Source organism: Micromonospora sp. NPDC023966 (assembly GCF_040639095.1).
GTDB lineage: Bacteria > Actinomycetota > Actinomycetes > Mycobacteriales > Micromonosporaceae > Micromonospora.
In genome coordinates this window covers 24,405-41,760 of the sequence record NZ_JBEZZJ010000013.1, presented here as the reverse complement: position 1 = coordinate 41,760, position 17,356 = coordinate 24,405, and the positions used below count along the sequence as shown (strand labels likewise).

Below are 17,356 nucleotides of genomic sequence, written 5' to 3'. Positions count from 1 at the left end.
TCACCAGTTGGCCTGCGCGGGTGCCGGCGGCAGCGGCACCGACTCCGGTCGCACCACGTAGACGACCCCGCCGCTGCCGCGCTGCCAAGCCGCCTCGAACGCCGCCCGGGGCACCGTCCGGCGGACCCCCTCGTCGTCCGGGGCGTACGGGTCGTTGAGCACCGGGTCGCCGTCGGCGGTGAAACCGACCAGCACGATCAGGTGCCCCCGGGTGTCGTAGTCCAGCCCGGGCACCTGCCCCCGCTGGAAGGCGGCCGAGACGATCAGCGGGATGCCGACGGCCACGAACCGTTCCGCCTCGGCCAGCGAGCGCAGCCGGGTGACGAAGGCGTCCACCCCGTGCAGCCCCGCGTACGCGGCGTTGAACGCCCAGTTCCCGGCCCCGGAGTAGGCGTGGTCGTAGCAGTGCCGGGCGGCGTGCACCACCACCGGCCGGGGACCGGGCGGGGTGACCCAGGCGTACCGGTCGGGGGTGGGGCCGGCGCCCCAGTAGTCGAGCACCATCGACACGCAGGTGGGGCTGCACCAGGAGTCACCGCCGCCGCCCCAGCGGGTCTCCCCGCCGGCGTGCAGCCGCTGCGCGTAGCGGGGCACGTCCAGCACCCGCCCGAGCGCGTGGCCGGGCGTCCCGTCGACCGGGGCCGGCGCGGTGGTCGGCCCGCCGTCCGCAGCCCCCGGCGCGCCTGTCCGGGTGGCCGGCGGGCCGGGCGTGTCGCCGGCCGAGGCGACCACGCCGAGCGTGCGCAGCACCGGCCCGGCCGGGGCGTCGGGGCGCCGGAGCAGGGTGATCCGGGCCTGCCAGCCGGTGACCGTCGCGCCCGTCACGCGCAGGGTGTCGGCCGCGACCCGGGCCGCCTCGTCGGCCTGGCCCGGCACCGAGGAGCGGTGGATGGTCGTCTCGTCGGCGGCCCACCGGCCCAGGTCGTACCAGCCGGTGGTGGCGACTCCACCGGCCCAGCCGCGCAACTCCACCCGGAGCCAGCAGCCGGGCGGGGCGTCGGCGGTCCAGGAGGGGACCAGTTCGGCGACCGCGAAGTCGACCGGCACCACCGGAGAGGTCCAGGTCGCCGCGTCGTAGCCGGCGGTGTCGCCGGAGTGCGGGTCGGTGTGCTCGACCCGGTCGGCCGGCGCGGCGAGCACCAGCCCGTCCGGGCCGCCGGCCAGACCGTCCGCGGTGCCCAGGTGCAGGTCCGCCGGGAAGCGGAAGCGGTGGTACGTCACGTCCCGGCCAGGGTCGACAGCGGTCATGCGGGCTCCCGTCGGCTCGGACCCGGGCCGGTGGCCGGGGCGGTTGTCGCTACCTGCCGGCGAGCATCGCGTACCCGAAGATTTTTTGCAATGACGGCCGGCGCGGGACGCTTGGCGGCCCGCACTAGGTTGTGGGAGGTCACGAGGTGGGAGGCCGGGATGCGGGTACTGGTGGTCGAGGACGAGCGGAACCTCGCCGACGCGATCGCGCGCGGGCTGCGCAAGCGCGGGATGGCCGTGGACGTCGCCTACGACGGCGACGCCGGGCACGAGGCCGCCTTCGTCACCCGCTACGACGTGGTGATCCTGGACCGGGACCTGCCCGGCGTGCACGGCGACCGGATCTGCGCCGACCTGGCCGCCTCCGGCGCGCTGACCCGGGTGCTGATGCTGACCGCGAGCGGCACGGTGGCCGACCGGGTGGAGGGGTTGCAGCTCGGCGCCGACGACTACCTGCCCAAGCCGTTCGCCTTCGACGAGCTGGTCGCCCGGGTGCAGGCGCTGGGACGGCGGGCCACCCCGGCCGCCCCGCCGGTGCTGGAGCTGGCCGACCTGGTGCTCGACCCGGCCCGCCGGGTGGTCACCCGCGGGGGCGAGCCGGTCGACCTCACCAACAAGGAGTTCGGCGTGCTGGCCGAGCTGCTCAAGGCGCGCGGCGCGGTGGTCTCCAGCGAGGAGCTGCTGGAGCGGGTCTGGGACGCCAACACCGACCCGTTCACCACCATCGTCCGGGTCACCGTGATGACGCTGCGCAAGAAGCTCGGCGACCCACCGCTGATCGAGACGGTGGTCGGCGCGGGCTACCGAATCGGCGAGGCCTCCGCGTGACCGGCCGGTCCCGGCTGCGGCCCACCCTGCGGCTGCGGCTCACCCTGCTCAACGGCGTGCTGCTGGTCGGGGCCGGCGCGCTCCTGGTGCTGCTGGCCTGGCTGCTGGTCCGGGACGCGCTGCGCCCCACCGACGAGCTGCTGCCCGGCTCCACGGTGGTGCTCGCCGACGGCCGCACCCTCGACGCCGGGCACTGGCAGCGGCAACTGATCGACGCCGCCTCGCGGGAGCTGCTGGTGAAGGGCCTGGTGGCGCTGGCGGCGATCGGCATGGTCGGGGTCGCCGGGGCGTACGCGGTGGCCGGCCGGGCGCTGCGCCCGCTGCACCAGGTCACTGCCACCGCGCGCCGGCTCGGCGAGACCACCCTCGACGAGCGGATCGGCTGGTCCGGCGCGGACGACGAGGTGGCCGAGCTGGCCGAGACCTTCGACGCCATGCTGGACCGGATCAGCGCCGCCTTCGAGGCGCAGCGGCGGTTCGTGGCCAACGCCTCGCACGAGCTGCGGACGCCGCTCGCGGTGATGCGTACCGAGATCGACGTGACGCTCAGCGACGACGAGGCGGACCTCGCCGAATACCGCCGGATGGCCAGCGTGGTCCGGGACGCCTCGGAACGCGCCAACGGGCTGGTCGACGCGCTGCTGGTGCTGGCCCGCAGCGAGGCGCAGACCGGCGGCCGGCTGGCCCGGCGCACCGAGTTCGACCTCGCCGTCGGCACCGCCAACGCGCTCTCCGCGATGGCCCGCGAGGTGGAGCGGATCGGCCTGAAGGTGCACACCTCCCTGCGCTCCGCACCGGTGGTCGGCGACCCGGGCCTGCTCGACCGGCTCGCCGGCAACCTGGTGGAGAACGCGGTCCGCTACAACCACCTGCACGGCCGGCTCTGGGTGCGGACCGGCACCGACGGGCAGCGGTCCTGGCTGGTGGTCGGCAACACCGGGTTCGAGGTCGCCCCGGCTGACGTGCCGGGGCTGTTCGAGCCGTTCCGTCGCGGCGGGCAGGAACGCACCGGTGCCCGCGGCTCCGGCCTCGGACTGTCCATCGTGCGCGCGGTCTGCGACGCGCACGGCGGCACGGTGAAGGCGGTCGCCCAGCCGGGCGGCGGCCTGGAGGTCACCGTCACCCTGCCGTCGGCCGACGCCCCCGCGGCCACCTGAGGGGCCGATCGGCGGTCACCTGTTCGTGCGGCCGGGCCCGGCTGTCCCGTCCGGCCGCTCCGGGTGGTCGGGGGGAGCGCAGCGGTGGTCGGGCAGAAAGCGTGGCCGGTGCTGGACGGGGTGTGACGGGTGGCCCAGGGTGAGTGCTGCGACACGCCTGTCCACATGAGCCTCCGGAGCTGCCCGTGACCCACCCCTCGGCCCGCACACGCCGTGTCCTCGTGGCCCTCGCCGCCGTCGCGCTCACCGCCGCCGGACTGGCCCCGGCCGGCCCCGCCGCCGCCGCGCCCGACCACACCACCCTGGTCAAGGCGACCCCCTCCACCGCCTCGCCGGACATCATGGACGGAAAGGCCAACGCGATCCACGACGCCGGCACGAAGATCATCGTGGCCGGCTCGTTCACCCGGGTGCAGAACCGTGGGTCCGACGCCGACATCACCCGCAACTACCTGCTCGCCTTCGACAAGGCCACCGGCACGGTGGACACCGCCTTCGCGCCGACCGTCGACAACGAGGTGTATGCGGTGGTCGCCGGGCCCACCGCCGGGACGGTCTTCGTCGCCGGCAAGTTCAACACCGTCAACGGCGTGACCCGGCGCAAGGTGGCCCTGCTCAACGTCGCCACCGGGGCTCTGGTCACCAGCTTCGCCCCTCCGGCGTTCAACGGGCTGGTCAACGACGTCGCCCTGGTCGGCGGGCGGCTGCTGGTGGGCGGCATCTTCACCACGGCCGGCAACGCCAACCCGCGCGGCGGCCTCGCCTCGCTCAACGCGAGCACCGGCGCGCTGGACGGCTACCTCACCACCGCGCTCACCGAGCACCACAACTACGACGGGGTCAGCGGCGCGAACGGCGGCGTCGGGGCCGAGAAGCTGGCCGTGTCCCCGGACGGCACGAAACTCGTGGTGATCGGCAACTTCAAGAAGGCCGACGGGGTGCTGCACGACCAGATCGTCAAACTCGACCTGGGCCCCACGTCGGCCACCGTGGCCGACTGGAACACCAGCCGGTACACCCCGCGCTGCGCCTGGTGGGCGTTCGACTCGTACATGCGGGACCTCGCCTTCGCCCCGGACGGCAGCTACTTCGTGGTGGTGACCACCGGCGCGCCGAACGGTGGCACGCTCTGCGACGCCGCCGCCCGCTGGGAGGCCGGCGCCACCGGCGCGGGCCTCCAGCCCACCTGGGTCGACTACACCGGCGGCGACACCTACCTCTCGGTCGGCATCAGCGAGCAGGCGGTCTACGTCGGCGGTCACTTCCGCTGGCTGAACAACAGCTTCGGCGGCGACTCGGCCCAGGCCGGCGCGGTCGGCCGGGCCAGCATCGCGGCCCTCGACCCGCGTACCGGCCTGCCACTGTCCTGGAACCCGGGCCGGCACCCCCGCGGCATCGGCGCCTCGGAGATGCTGGTCACCCCGGCCGGCCTCTGGGTCGGCTCGGACACCTCGTGGATCGGCAACTTCCAGTACCGCCGGGAGCGGATCGCGTTCTTCCCGCTGACCGGCGGCGCGGCGCCGCACCCGACCACCACGGCCACCCTCCCGGGGCACGTGTACCAGGCCGGTGTGCCGGCGCCGACGAACGTGCTGCACCGGGTCAACGCCGGCGGCCCGCTGGTCGCCTCGACGGACAGTGGACCGGACTGGGCGGCCGACGACGGCGGCAACCCCAGCCCGTACCACAACGCCGGCAGCAGCACGGCCGGCTTCGCGCCGGTGGGCGGCGTGGACGCCACCGTGCCGGCCGGCACCCCGGCCGCCCTCTACAGCGACGAGCGCTGGGACCCGGCCGGCGACCCGGAGCTGAGCTGGCAGTTCCCGGTGCCGGCGGGCACCGAGGTTCAGGTCCGGCTCTACCTGGCCAACCGGTACGACGGCACCGCCGCGGCCGGTTCCCGGGTCTTCGACCTGGCCCTGGAGGGCGCCACCGTCCTGGACGACCTCGACCTCTCCGCCAGCGTCGGGCACAACGTGGGCACCATGCGGGCGTTCACCGTGGTCAGCGACGGCTCGATCGACCTCGAGTTCCGGCACGTGGTGGAGAATCCGCTGGTCGACGGCATCGAGATCGTCAAGACCGACGCCCCGCCCGCCGGCACCGGCGACGAGGTGCAGGTCCGGTCGTACGACGGGGTCACCACCGTCGGCGCGGTCGGCCCGGTGGCCGTCCCGGACGGCACCGCGTGGTCCACCGCGCGGGGCGCGTTCTGGGTCGGCGGCACGCTCTTCTACGGGATGAACGGGTCGCTGTGGCGGCGCACCTTCAACGGGTCCACCTTCGGCGCCGCCTCGGCGGTCGACCCGTACCACGACGCCTACTGGGACGCGGTGGAGACGGACTCCGGCCCGGCCGGCCAGACGTACGCCGGGGTGACCAACACCTTCTATCCGGAGATCCCCAACGTCACCGGCATGTTCTACAGCGGCGGCCGGCTCTACTACACCCTCGCCGGGCAGGGCGGCCTGTTCTGGCGCTGGTTCACCCCGGACAGCGGCGTGGTGGGCGCGGAGAGGTTCACCGTCGCCGGGGCGAGCGGCTTCGCCGACGCCGGGTCGGTCTTCCTGGCCGGCAGCACCCTCTACAAGGTCAACCGGAGCACCGGCGAGCTGTCGGCCACGGACTGGGCGGGCGGTGCGCCGGTCGCGGCGTTCACCGTGCGCAGCGGCCCCGCCGTGGACGGCGTCGACTGGCGGGCGAAGGCGGTCTTCGTCGGTCCGTGACCTTGGGTACTCGTCCGGCCCGGTCCCGCTCTCGGGGCCGGGCCGGGCTTGTTCCCGCCGCCGGTTGGTGACATGATCAACGGCGTCAGCCCGAGACGTGGAAGGGGGTGTGGTCGATGTTCACCATGAACCGTCCCGCGCCCCGCAGTCGCCGCTGACTCCCTCACTCCGGCGGGGCGCACTCCGATCCAGGAGGAAAGCACCGTGAGTGCACAGATCCACTGCGTCACCGTCGAGAGCGACGACCCGTTCACCCTGGCCAGCTGGTGGGCCCGGGTTCTCGACCGGAAGCTGAACGACGACGACCACCCGGGCGACCCGGAGGCGGTCCTCGCCGCGCCCGGCGGCCACGGCCCCGACCTGCTCTTCGTCTCGGTGGGGGAGCGGCACGGCAAGGGCGCGTTCCACCTCGACGTGCACGCGGCCGAGGGGACCCGGGACGAGGAGGTGGCGCGGCTGCGCGACCTCGGGGCCACCCTGGTCGACGACCGCCGCCGGCCGGACGGCACCGGCTGGGTGGTGCTCGCCGACCCCGAGGGGAATGAGTTCTGCGTCTGCCGCAGCCCGGCGGAGCGCGCCGCCTCGGCCTGATCCGAAACGGGACCGGGCCCCCGCCGCAGGGCGGGGGCCCGGTCCACCGGGTCTGCGGGAGGTCAGCCCTGCTTCTCGATCTCGCCGCGCATGGTGACGAACTCCGACTGGATCTCGGCGGCGGACTTGAAGTAGACCACCACCATGCCGAGGCTGCCCTTGTCGGCCCACATGCAGACGGCCACCGGCACGTCCTCGGCCTTCCCGTCGCCGCACTTGGCCTCGCCGCCCAGCGGGCCGGCGTCGACCGTCTTGAACTCCTTGGCGCCCAGCTCGGGGGTGATCGCCGTGATGGCGTCCGCCATCTCCTTCTGCGGGTCGGCGATGACGCCGGACGCGCCGGCGATCATGACCAGGTCCTTCTTCGCCGGATCGCCGTAGAACGCGCCGACCGTGCTGGTCGCGTTCGGGACGTCCTTGCTGATCTCCGACTTCATCTGGACCGCGGCCGACTGGAGCTCCGGCTGGTCCACCTTCGCCCGGCCGGCCAGCGTGGTGGGCTCGACCAGGCGGGTCTTGGTGGCCGTGACCACCTCGCCGACCTCGTCCTTGGCGGCGAACCAGATGGCGGCGCCACCGCCGACGCAGAGCACCAGCACGACGGCCAGCACGATCAGCACGATCTTGCCGGCGCTCGACTTCTTCTTCGGCGGCAGCGGGGCCGGGGCGCCGTAGCCGGGCTGGCCGGTCTCCGGGTAGCCGCCGTACTGCTGGCCGGGCTGCGCCGCGCTGGGGTAGCCGCCCCCGTACTGCTGGCCGGGCTGGTTGCTCTCCGGGTAGCCGCCGCCGTACTGCTGGCCGGGCTGGTTGCTCTCCGGGTAGCCGCCGCCGTACTGGGGCTGCTGCTGCGGAGCCGGTGGGTAGCCGCCGCCGTACTGGGGCTGCTGCGGGGGCTGGTAGCCACCGGGCTGCTGGTGGGGCGGGGGGTAGGAACCGGGGTAGGGACTGGACGGCGGCTGGGACATGGTGTCAGCTCCTGAGTTAAATCCGGACGCGTGATCGTAGCGAGCCGCACCGACACGGCGGTGTCCGGCCGCTGCCGACGTGACGAAACCGGAACCGGCTCGTGACCGGGACGCCCGGGCGATGTCGGGGAAGTATGCGCAGGGTGTCCGGCCGGTGACCGGCGGGGAAACGCCGATCGCGGTGGCCGGACCGTCCGCGAGGGACGGCCGGCCACCGCGATCGTGGGGGAGCGGCGGTGGCTGTCAGCGGAGGCTGGCGACCCCGCGCGGCAGGAACCGCCGGCCGGTGACCCGCTCGGCGGTGCCGGTCCGGTCCAGGTACGGCGTGACGCCGCCCAGGTGGAACGGCCAGCCGGCGCCGAGGATCATGCACAGGTCGATGTCCTGCGCCTCGGCGACGACGCCCTCGTCGAGCATGAGCCGGATCTCCTGGGCCAGCGCGTCCAGCGCGTTCTGCCGGACCTGCTCGGCGGTGAGCGGCTGGTCGCCGACCACGAGCAGCTTGGCGACCTCCTCGTTGACCTGGTCGTCGACCACGATCGGCTGGCCCGAGTCGGCGATCCGCTTGAGGTTCTCGCTGACCCCGAACCGGTCCGGGAAGGCGGCGTGCAGGGTGCCGCCCACGTGGTAGGCCACGGCCGGGCCGACCAGCTGGAGCAGGGCGAGCGGGCGCATCGGCAGGCCCAGCGGGTCCAGCGCGCTGTTCGCCACGTCCAGCGGGGTGCCCTGGTCGACGGCGGCGAAGACGGTGCCGAGGAAGCGGGTCAGCAGCCGGTTGACCACGAACGCCGGGGCGTCCTTGACCAGCACGCTCGACTTCTTCAGCTGCTTGCCGACCGCGAACGCGGTGGCCAGGGTCGCGTCGTCGGTCCGCTCGCCGCGGACGATCTCCAGCAGCGGCAGCACGGCGACCGGGTTGAAGAAGTGGAAGCCGACCACCCGCTCCGGGTGCTCCAGGTCGGCGGCCATCTCGCTGATCGACAGGCTGGAGGTGTTGGTGGCGAGCACCGCCTCCGGCTTGACGATCTTCTCCAGTTCGGCCCAGACCTGCTTCTTGACGTTCAGGTCCTCGAAGACCGCCTCGATGACGAAGTCGGCGTCGGCGAAGACGGACTTGTCGACCGAGCCGCTGACCAGGCCGTACAGCTTGGCCGCGGTGCCCTTGTCCATCCGGCCCTTGCTGACGGCCTTCTCGATCTGGGTGTGCACGTAGCCGACGCCCTTGTCCACCCGGGACTGGTCCAGGTCGGTCATGACGACCGGCACCTGGAGTCGGCGGGCGAAGAGCAGGGCGAGCTGGCTGGCCATCAGGCCGGCGCCCACGATGCCCACCTTGGTGACCGGGCGGGCCAGGCCCTTGTCCGGCGCGCCGGCCGGCCGCTTGGCCCGCCGCTGCACCAGGTCGAAGGCGTACAGGCCGCTGCGCAGCTCCTCGGAGAAGACCAGGTCGGCCAGGGCCTCGTCCTCGGCCGCGGTGCCGGCCGCGAAGTCGGCGTCCTTGGCGGTCTCCAGCAGGTCCAGCGCCTTGTAGGCGGCCGGGACCGCTCCGTGCAGCCGCTGGTCGAGGGTCTGCCGGGCGAAGTAGAGCACGCCCGCCCACATGTCCTTGTCGACCTCTGGCCGGGTCACGGTGACCTCGCCGGAGACGACGCCGGCGGCCCACTCCAGCGACCGCTCCAGGAAGTCGGCCGGCTCCAGCAGCACGTCCGCGATGCCCATCTCCGCGGCCTGCTTCGGCTTGAGCATCTTGTTCTGCATCAGCGGGTTCTGCAAGATCACCTGCGTCGCCGCGGGGATGCCGATCAGGTTCGGCAGGAGTTGGGTGCCGCCCCAGCCGGGGACCAGGCCGAGCGAGACCTCGGGCAGCGCCAGAGCCGCCGCGCCCGCCGACAGGGTCCGGTAGTGGCAGTGCAGGGCCAGCTCCAGGCCGCCGCCCATCGCCGCGCCGTTGACGAAGGCGAAGGTCGGGATCTCGCTGTCCTTGAGCCGGGCGAAGACCCGGTGGCCGAGCCGGCCGATCTCCAGCGCCTGCTCGCGGTTCTCCAGCGCCGGCAGGCCGACGATGTCCGCGCCGACGCAGAAGATGTACGGCTTGCCGGTGACCGCGATGAACGCCGGCTTCGCCGCGAGCGCGGCGGTGATCGCCTCGTCCAGGCTGGTCAGACCGGCCGGCCCGAAGGTGTTCGGCTTGGTGTGGTCGAAGCCGTTGTCGAGGGTGATGAGGGCGGCGGGCCGGTCCAGCCCCGGTACGTTCACCTGGCGCAGCAGCGCCTTGGTGACGACCTCGTTCGGTGCGGCGAGGCTCACTTGTCTCCACCCTCCCCCTGCGCGGACTTGCTGGACTCCGTCCAGTGTGGGTTCTCCCAGATCACGGTGCCGCCCATGCCGATGCCGATGCACATGGCGGTGAGGCCGTAGCGGACCTCGGGGTGCTCGGCGAACTGCCGGGCGAGCTGGGTCATCAGCCGGACGCCGGAGGAGGCGAGCGGGTGACCGATGGCGATCGCACCGCCCCACGGGTTGACCCGCGGGTCGTCGTCGGCGATGCCGAAGTGGTCGAGGAAGGCCAGCACCTGCACCGCGAACGCCTCGTTCAACTCGAACAGGCCGATGTCGTCGATGCTCAGGCCGGCGATGCGCAGCGCCTTCTCCGTCGACGGGATCGGGCCGACGCCCATCACCTCGGGCTCGACGCCGACGAAGCCGAAGGACACCAGCCGCATGCCGATCGGCAGGCCCAGCTCGCGGGCGGTCTCCTCGGCGACCAGCAGGGCCGCGGTGGCGCCGTCGTTCAGGCCCGCCGCGTTGCCCGCGGTGACCTTGCCGTGCGGGCGGAACGGGGTCTTGAGGGTGGCGAGCTTCTCCAGCGAGGTCTCCCGGGGAGCCTCGTCGGTGGTGGCCAGGCCCCAGCCGGCCTCCGGGTCGCGGATCGCCACCGGCACCAGGTCGCCCTGGAGCTTGCCGTTGGCGTACGCCTTGGCGGTCTTCTGCTGCGAGGCGAGCGCGAAGGCGTCGGTGCGCTGCTTGGTGATGTGCGGGACCCGGTCGTGCAGGTTCTCCGCGGTGGCGCCCATGACCAGCGCGGACGGGTCGACCAGCTTCTCCGCGATGATCCGCGGGTTGGGGTCGACGCCCTCGCCCATCGGGTGGCGGCCCATGTGCTCGACGCCACCGGCGATGGCGACGTCGTACGCCCCCACGGCGATGCCGCTGGCCACGGTGGTGACCGCGGTCATCGCGCCGGCGCACATCCGGTCGATGGCGAAGCCGGGCACCGTCTTGGGCAGGCCGGCCAGCAGGGCGGCGGTGCGGCCGATGGTCAGGCCCTGGTCGCCGATCTGGGTGGTGGCCGCGATGGCGACCTCCTCCACCTTCTCCGGCGGCAACTGCGGGTTGCGCCGCATCAGCTCGCGGATGCAGCGGATCACCAGGTCGTCGGCGCGGGTGTTGGCGTACATGCCACCCGCCTTGCCGAACGGGGTGCGGACGCCGTCGACGAAGACGACATCCCGAACTTCACGGGGCACTTGGAGCCTCCTAGCCGGCACTGGCGTTTCCCCGGATGCTACTCGCCAGTAACCAACGGCGACACCACCCCCCATGTGGCCAACCCCACACCCGCCGCGAGCGCGGTCGCCCTGTCGATCATGAAGTTGACGGCGATGTCGATCTCCAGAACTGCCGCCAACTTCATGATCGACGCTGGGGTCCGGTCAGGACGCCGGGAGGTGGAGGGCCTCCGTCAGGGCCGGGAGGAGGAGGGTGATCTGCCACTCCCTCGCGCCGAAGGTGCGGAGGGTTTCGGCGACCGTGTCGTCGGTGATCTCCTCGGGGGGCTGCCAGGCCAGGCGGCGTACGTAGTCCGGGGCGATCAGGTTCTCCGGCGGCAGGTTGTGCGCGCCGGCCGTGCCGACCACGACCTCCCGGCAGCGGGCCAGCCGGCCGGCCGCCACCGGGTCCCGCTCCGCCCACCGGTGCGGCGGGGGCGGCCCCTCCACCACCGGATTCACCGGCAGGGCGTCATCCGGCAGCTGGCGGGCGTCGTCCAGGGCCGCCAGCCAGGTACGCGCCAACCGGCGCACCGAGCGGCCCCCGAAACCGGGGAGGGTGAGCAGGGTCTTCTCGTCCTTCGGGTCCAGCTCGGCGGCGGCCACGATGGCCGAGTCCGGCAGCACCCGGCCCGGGGCGGCGTCCCGTCGTGCGGCGATCTGGTCCCGCGCGTACCACAGCGAGCGGACGCGGGCCTGGGCCCGCGCGCCGCGCACCCGGTGGATGCCCGAGGTGCGGCGCCAGGGCTCGGCCCGTACGCGAGGCGGGCGCGCGCCGTTGCGGACCAGCGCGGCGAACTCCTCCGCCGCCCACGCCGACTTGCCCTGCTTCTCCAGCTCCTCGTCGAGCGCGTCGCGCAGGTCGACCAGCAGCTCCACGTCCAGCGCCGCGTACGTGAGCCAGGACTCCGGCAGCGGCCGGCTCGACCAGTCCGCCGCGGAGTGGTGCTTCTCCAGGCTGTAACCGAGCACCTGCTCGGTCAGCGCGGCCAGGCCTACCCGCTCGAAGCCGGCCAGCCGGGCGGCCAGCTCGGTGTCGAACAGGCGGCGCGGGCGCAGCCCCACCTCGGCCAGGCAGGCGAGATCCTGGCTGGCGGCGTGCAGCACCCACTCGGCCCCGGCGATCACCGAGTCGAGGGCGGTGAGGTCGGGCAGCGGCAGCGGGTCGATCAGCGCCGTGCCGGAGCCCGCCCGGCGCAGCTGCACCAGGTAGGCGCGCTGGCTGTAGCGGTAGCCCGAGGCGCGCTCGGCGTCCAGGGCCACCGGGCCGGTGCCGGCCGCGAAACGGGCCACGACCTCGTCGAGCTCGCGCGCGGTGGCCGCCGGGGCGGGCGTGCCGTCGCGCGGGGCGGTCAGGGGAACGGGCCCGCCGGCGGTGGGTTCGGTCCCCGCGTCCGCCGGCTCCGGCGCGGCCGAGGGCGGATGCGGCGAGGCCTCTCCCGTACGGCTTTCGGCGGCCCGACGGCGCAGGGGTGGTTCGTCGGTCACCTGACAACCCTAGTGCGCCGGGCGATCCGGTGTGCGCAGCCGGTCGGGCGCGTGTCGGCGGGGTGTCCCGAAGATGTCGTGACAGGGTCGGGTTGCGCCGGGGTGGCAGGGTCGGACAACGGGGAAGACAAACCCCTTTCACGCAGGTACGGTCCATGAGCCGCGGACGGCCGGGAGGCCGTCGGTGGGGGTCGGTGGGGCGGTCACGGGGGAGGACAGGGCGATCATGACGGGCGCTTACGGGGCCGGTGACGGTGTGCCGGGGCAGGGCGGCGGCGACGAGACGGCCGCGCAGGCGCGGGCCCGAGGCGACCGGCCGGGGCCGCTGCCGCCGCGCATCGTCCCGCCGACCGGCCACGCCACCGTCCCCGGTCAGCCGTCCGGCTATCCGACCCCGAACCTGCCGGGCGCGCCCGCCGAGGGCTTCCCGTCGCCCCCGGGCAGCGCGCCGGCCGGACCCGGCGCGGGCGCCGACCAGCCGGGCGCCTCGGCGGCCTGGTCGCCGCCGCCGAACAGCGGCCAGTGGGGTGGCGGCGCCGCACCCACCCCGCGCACCCCCGGCGGCTGGCCGCCCGCACAGCCGACCGCCCCCGGACAGTTCCCCGGCCAGCCCGGCGGCACCGACCACCCGGCCCCGAACTCCGTCGCTCCGCCCACACATCTGGGCCAGCCGGCCTCCGCCGGCTATACGACTCAGCAGACTCCCGGCGCGGCCTACCCGGCACCGGCGTCGGGCCCGGCCTATCCGGCACCGGCGTCCGGCCCGGCCTATCCGCCACCGGCGTCGGGCCCGGCCTACCCGGGCCAGCCGACGTCAGGTCCGTCGTTCCCGAGCCAGCCCACTTCCGGCCCGGCCTATCCCGGGCAGCCCACGTCCGGGCCGGCCTACCCCGGGCAGCCCGCCGCCGGGCCGGCGTTGCCGGGACAGCCCACCGGTCACCCCGGCGGGTCCGGGCGGGGGCGCAGGCTGCCGGTGGTGGCGCTCGTCCTGGCCGGGATCCTGGCCCTGGTCGCGGGCGTGCAGGCGTATCAGGTCCACCGGCTGGACGACCGGCTCGCCGCCACCGACCGGCGGCTGGCCGAGGCGCAGGGTGCGGACGCCGGCCGGCTCGACGGCCTGGAGGAGCGGGCGGGGGTGCTGGAGAAGCAGGCCGGCGCCACGTTCAACCCGGAGGCCGTGGCGAGCGCCGTGCTGCCCAGCGTGTTCCGGGTGCGGGCCGGCCAGTTCACCGGCACGGCCTTCGCCATCGGCAAGGCTCCCGCCGGGGGCGGCACCACGCTGCTCACCAACTTCCACGTGGTGGAGGCGGTCTACGCGGCCGGCGACCGCAAGGTCTTCCTGGAGCGCACGGACCAGCGGTTCGAGGCGACGATCGTCGAGGTCGACAAGGACAAGGACCTCGCCCACCTGCGCACCACGGCCAAGTTCACCGGCCTGGTCGCGGCGCGCACGCCGGTCAAGTCCGGACAGCAGATCGTGGTGGTCGGCGCGCCGCTCGGCCTCCAGGACAGCGTCACCACCGGCGTGGTGAGCGCGTTCCGCAAGGACGAGGGCGGCTCCGGTCCGGTGATCCAGTTCGACGCGCCGATCAACCCCGGCAACTCGGGCGGGCCGGTGATCAACGGGTCCAAGGAGGTGGTCGGGATCGCCACGGCCAAGGCCCGGGACGCCGAGGGCATCGGCCTGGCGGTGCCGATCAAGACCGCGTGCGACCGGTTCAAGCTCTGCTGACCGGCGCGCCGCCGGTGGGCTTGACCCCGTCCCGCACCGTCGAGGCGTAGGCCCGACCACGCCGACCGCAGACCCCGGCCCTACGGGCCACCCCGCGGGGGACCAGCAAACCTGGAGGAAGAGACATGTCCCAGCCACCGACCGGAGCGGGCGGCTACCCGCCCCAGCCGCCGGGGGGCACCGTGTACGGCAGCCCGTACGGGGGCCAGCCCGCACCCCAGCAGTACGAGCCGGCCCAGCCGGAGCCCCAGCAGTACGAGCCGGCCCAGCCGGAGACCCAGCAGTACCGCCCCGCCCCGCCGGAGCCCCCGCAGTACGGCGCGGCCCAGCACGAGCCCGCGCAGTACCGGCCCGCCCAGCCCGAGCCTCCGCAGTACGGCGCGGCCCAGCCCCAGCCCACCCTGCCGCAGCCCACCACGCCGATGCCCGGGCAGTACGCGCCGGGCGCCGCCCCGGTCCCGCCGCCGGGCGCGCCGGTCTCCGCGCCGGGCTACCCGCAGCCCATGTCGGCCCCGCCGACCTCGGTCCCGCCGGTCTCGGGCGCCGGCTCCGCACCGGGCTACCCGCAGCCCATGTCGGCCCCGCCGACCTCGGTCCCGCCGGTCTCCGGCGCCGGCTCCGTGCCGGGCTACCCGCAGCCGATGTCGGCCCCGCCGGGCTACCCGATGTCGGCGCCGCCCGGCCCGGTCCCGCCGTACGGGGCGCCGGCAGCGGGCGGTGGCAAGGGGCGGGCCGCCCTGATCCTGGGCATCGTCGCCGGGCTGCTCCTCGTCCTCGGCGGCGTGATGACCGGCCTCTACGTCACCACCAACGGCAAGCTGGACAAGGCCGAGCAGCAGGTCAGCCAGCGCGACGGCACGATCACGGCGAACCGGCAGGAGATCGACAAGCTCAAGGGCGACCTCCAGACGGTCCGGGACAAGCTCGCCGACACCGAGCAGGACCTGACCGGCACCAAGAACGACCGGGACGAGCAGGCCCGGCAGAAGAAGGTCATCGCGAGCTGCCTGGACAAGCTGACCGCGGCCATCGCGGCGGCGTCCCGCGGCGACAAGGCGGCCTTCGACGCCGCGAACAAGGGGCTGGACAAGGTCTGCGACGAGGCCGAGGACTACGTCTGACCCGGCTCACGAACGGGCCGCTCCGAGCGCTCGGGGCGGCCCGTCGCCGTGCCGGGGTCACCCGATTCCTGGCCGGTTGCCGGTCAGCGCGAACGGCAACTCGCCCGGGAAGGCCGGAAGCTCAGGCGGCGCCGGCGGGGCGGCGGGTGGGGAGCGCGGTCACGCCGGGTGGGGGCAGGCCGGCGGTCGACGCCAGCAGCGTGCACCAGCCGAGCAGGTGCGGGGCCAGGTCGGCGGCGAGCGGCGTCCAGGAGGCGCGGATCTCGATGTCGCCCGCGGCGGGCGGCCCGGCCAGCTCGCCGAACCGGGTGGAGAGCGTCTGGGTGACGGTGCCGCCGATCGCCCGGTAGCGGGCCTTCTGCGCGTCGAGTGCGTCGGTCAGCCAGGTCCAGCCCACGCCGGGCAGCATCGGGTCGCTGGCCAGGTCGACCTCCAGCTCGGCGGTCACGTACGTGACCAGCCGCAGGGTGCCCTGCCACGCCTCGTGCCCGGCCGGGTCGTGCAGCAGGATGAGCCGGCCGGCGGCCACCTCGTCGCCGTCACGCAGCACCGCGGCGGAGAGCGCGAACGCGTACGGGGCCAGGCGCTGCGGGGCGCCGACCTCCTCCAGCACGATCTCCGGGCGGCATGTCACCGATCGCAGCCCCGCGACCGCGCGGGCGAAGGTTTCCGGGAGCGCGATCGGGGGGGCCATGACGGCAGCCTATGCCGCGCCGTCCGGCACGGTGTGACGGCGCGCCGGGCGGACGTTCATGATCATGCGCCGGGCCGCGCCGGGCACCCGAGGGTGGCCGGTCACAAAAGGTGACGGTGGCGGCGGGGGCCGCCCGGGCGCGTGGCACGATTGCCGCGATGACCACCGACACCACGGGCACTGCCGCCCGAGACGGAGAACCCCGCCGCGGCGGGCCGGCCGACTCGCCCTTCGTCCGCGCCTGCCGGCGCGAGCCGGGCCCGCACACCCCGGTCTGGTTCATGCGCCAGGCCGGCCGGTCGCTGCCGGAGTACCGCGACATCCGGGCCAACGTGCCGATGCTGGACTCGTGCCGCCGCCCCGAGCTGGTCCGGGAGATCACCCTCCAGCCGGTCCGCCGGCACGGCGTCGACGCGGCCATCCTGTTCAGCGACATCGTGGTGCCGGTGGCCGCCGCCGGGGTCGACCTGGACATCGTGCCCGGCACCGGCCCGGTCGTGGCCGAGCCGGTCCGCACCGCCGCCGACGTCGCGCGGATCAACCCGATCGGCCGCGACGAGGTGTCCTACGTGGACGAGGCCGTGCGGCTGCTCGTCGCTGAGCTGGGCGACACCCCGCTGATCGGCTTCGCGGGCGCGCCGTTCACCCTGGCCAGCTACCTGGTCGAGGGCGGCCCGTCGCGGACCCACGCCAAGACGAAGGCGCTGATGTACGGCGACCCGGACCTGTGGCACGCGCTCTGCGCCCGGCTGGCCGAGGTGACGCTGGCGTTCCTGCGGGTGCAGGTCGACGCCGGGGTCTCCGCGGTGCAGCTCTTCGACTCCTGGGCCGGGGCGCTCTCCGAGGCCGACTACCGCCGCTACGTGCTGCCGCACTCGGCGCACGTGCTCGCCGGCCTGGCCGACGCGGGCGTGCCCCGGATCCACTTCGGGGTGGGCACCGCGGAGCTGCTCGGCGCGATGGGCGAGGCCGGCGCCGACGTGGTCGGCGTGGACTGGCGTACCCCGCTGGACGTCGCGACCCGCCGGATCGGCCCGGACCGGGCCGTGCAGGGCAACCTCGACCCGGCCGTGCTGCTGGCCCCCTGGCCGGTGGTGGAGGCCGAGGTGCGCCGGATCCTCGACGAGGGGCGGGCCACCCCCGGTCACGTGTTCAACCTCGGTCACGGCGTGCTGCCGGAAACCGACCCCGAGGTGCTGACCCGGGTGGTCGCGCTGGTGCACGAGCTGTCCGCGCGGCCGGCGGCGTAAGGGAGGGA

At 74.5% G+C, this 17,356-nt stretch carries 14 protein-coding genes; 7 read left to right on the top strand and 7 right to left on the bottom strand.

Annotated features, from left to right (window positions below; all coding sequences use genetic code 11):
* Positions 1–1,248, bottom strand: coding sequence for a peptidase C39 family protein (locus AB0F68_RS18515; protein WP_357339512.1), 1,248 nt, complete (start codon positions 1,246–1,248; stop codon positions 1–3).
* Positions 1,249–1,407: 159 nt separating this feature from the next.
* Between AB0F68_RS18515 and AB0F68_RS18510 the strand changes: the two genes are divergently transcribed.
* The 4 genes from AB0F68_RS18510 (at position 1,408) to AB0F68_RS18495 (ending at position 6,550) form a co-directional block, all read left to right on the top strand.
* Positions 1,408–2,076 carry a response regulator transcription factor gene (locus AB0F68_RS18510; protein ID WP_357339510.1) on the top strand — a complete coding sequence of 223 codons (669 nt, stop codon included), beginning with the start codon at positions 1,408–1,410 and terminating at the stop codon, positions 2,074–2,076.
* Positions 2,073–3,233 (top strand): HAMP domain-containing sensor histidine kinase, encoded by a 1,161-nt coding sequence (locus AB0F68_RS18505; RefSeq protein WP_357339508.1) that lies wholly within the window; start codon positions 2,073–2,075, stop codon positions 3,231–3,233. Before AB0F68_RS18510 ends, AB0F68_RS18505 begins: the two co-directional genes overlap by 4 nt.
* Positions 3,234–3,418: 185 nt before the next feature.
* Positions 3,419–5,959 (top strand): malectin domain-containing carbohydrate-binding protein, encoded by a 2,541-nt coding sequence (locus AB0F68_RS18500; protein WP_357339497.1) that lies wholly within the window; start codon positions 3,419–3,421, stop codon positions 5,957–5,959.
* Between the two features lie 204 nt (positions 5,960–6,163).
* Complete coding sequence (locus AB0F68_RS18495) at positions 6,164–6,550, top strand: VOC family protein (protein WP_357339495.1); 387 nt, start codon at positions 6,164–6,166, stop codon at positions 6,548–6,550.
* Positions 6,551–6,612: 62 nt separating this feature from the next.
* On the opposite strand, the gene AB0F68_RS18490 is transcribed toward AB0F68_RS18495, so the two are convergent.
* The 5 genes from AB0F68_RS18490 to AB0F68_RS18470 form a co-directional block, all read right to left on the bottom strand.
* Entirely contained in the window at positions 6,613–7,515 is a 903-nt protein-coding gene (locus AB0F68_RS18490; RefSeq protein ID WP_357339493.1) for a hypothetical protein, read from the bottom strand.
* Between the two features lie 243 nt (positions 7,516–7,758).
* On the bottom strand, positions 7,759–9,822 hold the full coding sequence (locus AB0F68_RS18485) for a 3-hydroxyacyl-CoA dehydrogenase NAD-binding domain-containing protein (protein ID WP_357339491.1): 2,064 nt from the start codon (positions 9,820–9,822) through the stop codon (positions 7,759–7,761).
* Entirely contained in the window at positions 9,819–11,042 is a 1,224-nt protein-coding gene (locus tag AB0F68_RS18480) for a thiolase family protein (RefSeq protein ID WP_357339490.1), read from the bottom strand. Before AB0F68_RS18480 ends, AB0F68_RS18485 begins: the two co-directional genes overlap by 4 nt.
* 38 nt (positions 11,043–11,080) lie before the next feature.
* The gene (locus AB0F68_RS18475) at positions 11,081–11,209 is read right to left on the bottom strand and encodes a hypothetical protein (RefSeq protein WP_357339488.1); all 129 of its coding nucleotides are present in this window, start codon (positions 11,207–11,209) and stop codon (positions 11,081–11,083) included.
* Positions 11,210–11,228: 19 nt separating this feature from the next.
* The gene (locus tag AB0F68_RS18470; RefSeq protein ID WP_357339485.1) at positions 11,229–12,551 is read right to left on the bottom strand and encodes an HRDC domain-containing protein; all 1,323 of its coding nucleotides are present in this window, start codon (positions 12,549–12,551) and stop codon (positions 11,229–11,231) included.
* Between the two features lie 226 nt (positions 12,552–12,777).
* On the opposite strand from AB0F68_RS18470, the gene AB0F68_RS18465 reads away from it, so the two are divergent.
* Complete coding sequence (locus AB0F68_RS18465; RefSeq protein ID WP_357339478.1) at positions 12,778–14,283, top strand: trypsin-like peptidase domain-containing protein; 1,506 nt, start codon at positions 12,778–12,780, stop codon at positions 14,281–14,283.
* Positions 14,284–14,408: 125 nt separating this feature from the next.
* The gene (locus AB0F68_RS18460) at positions 14,409–15,404 is read left to right on the top strand and encodes a hypothetical protein (protein ID WP_357339476.1); all 996 of its coding nucleotides are present in this window, start codon (positions 14,409–14,411) and stop codon (positions 15,402–15,404) included.
* 121 nt (positions 15,405–15,525) lie between these two features.
* Here AB0F68_RS18460 and AB0F68_RS18455 read toward each other — a convergent pair whose 3' ends face one another.
* Positions 15,526–16,098 (bottom strand): DUF3000 domain-containing protein, encoded by a 573-nt coding sequence (locus tag AB0F68_RS18455; RefSeq protein WP_357339474.1) that lies wholly within the window; start codon positions 16,096–16,098, stop codon positions 15,526–15,528.
* Positions 16,099–16,256: 158 nt separating this feature from the next.
* Here AB0F68_RS18455 and hemE point away from each other — a divergent pair, with 158 nt between their 5' ends.
* On the top strand, positions 16,257–17,348 hold the full coding sequence (hemE, locus tag AB0F68_RS18450; RefSeq protein WP_357339472.1) for a uroporphyrinogen decarboxylase: 1,092 nt from the start codon (positions 16,257–16,259) through the stop codon (positions 17,346–17,348).
* The last annotated feature ends 8 nt before the right edge of the window (positions 17,349–17,356 follow it).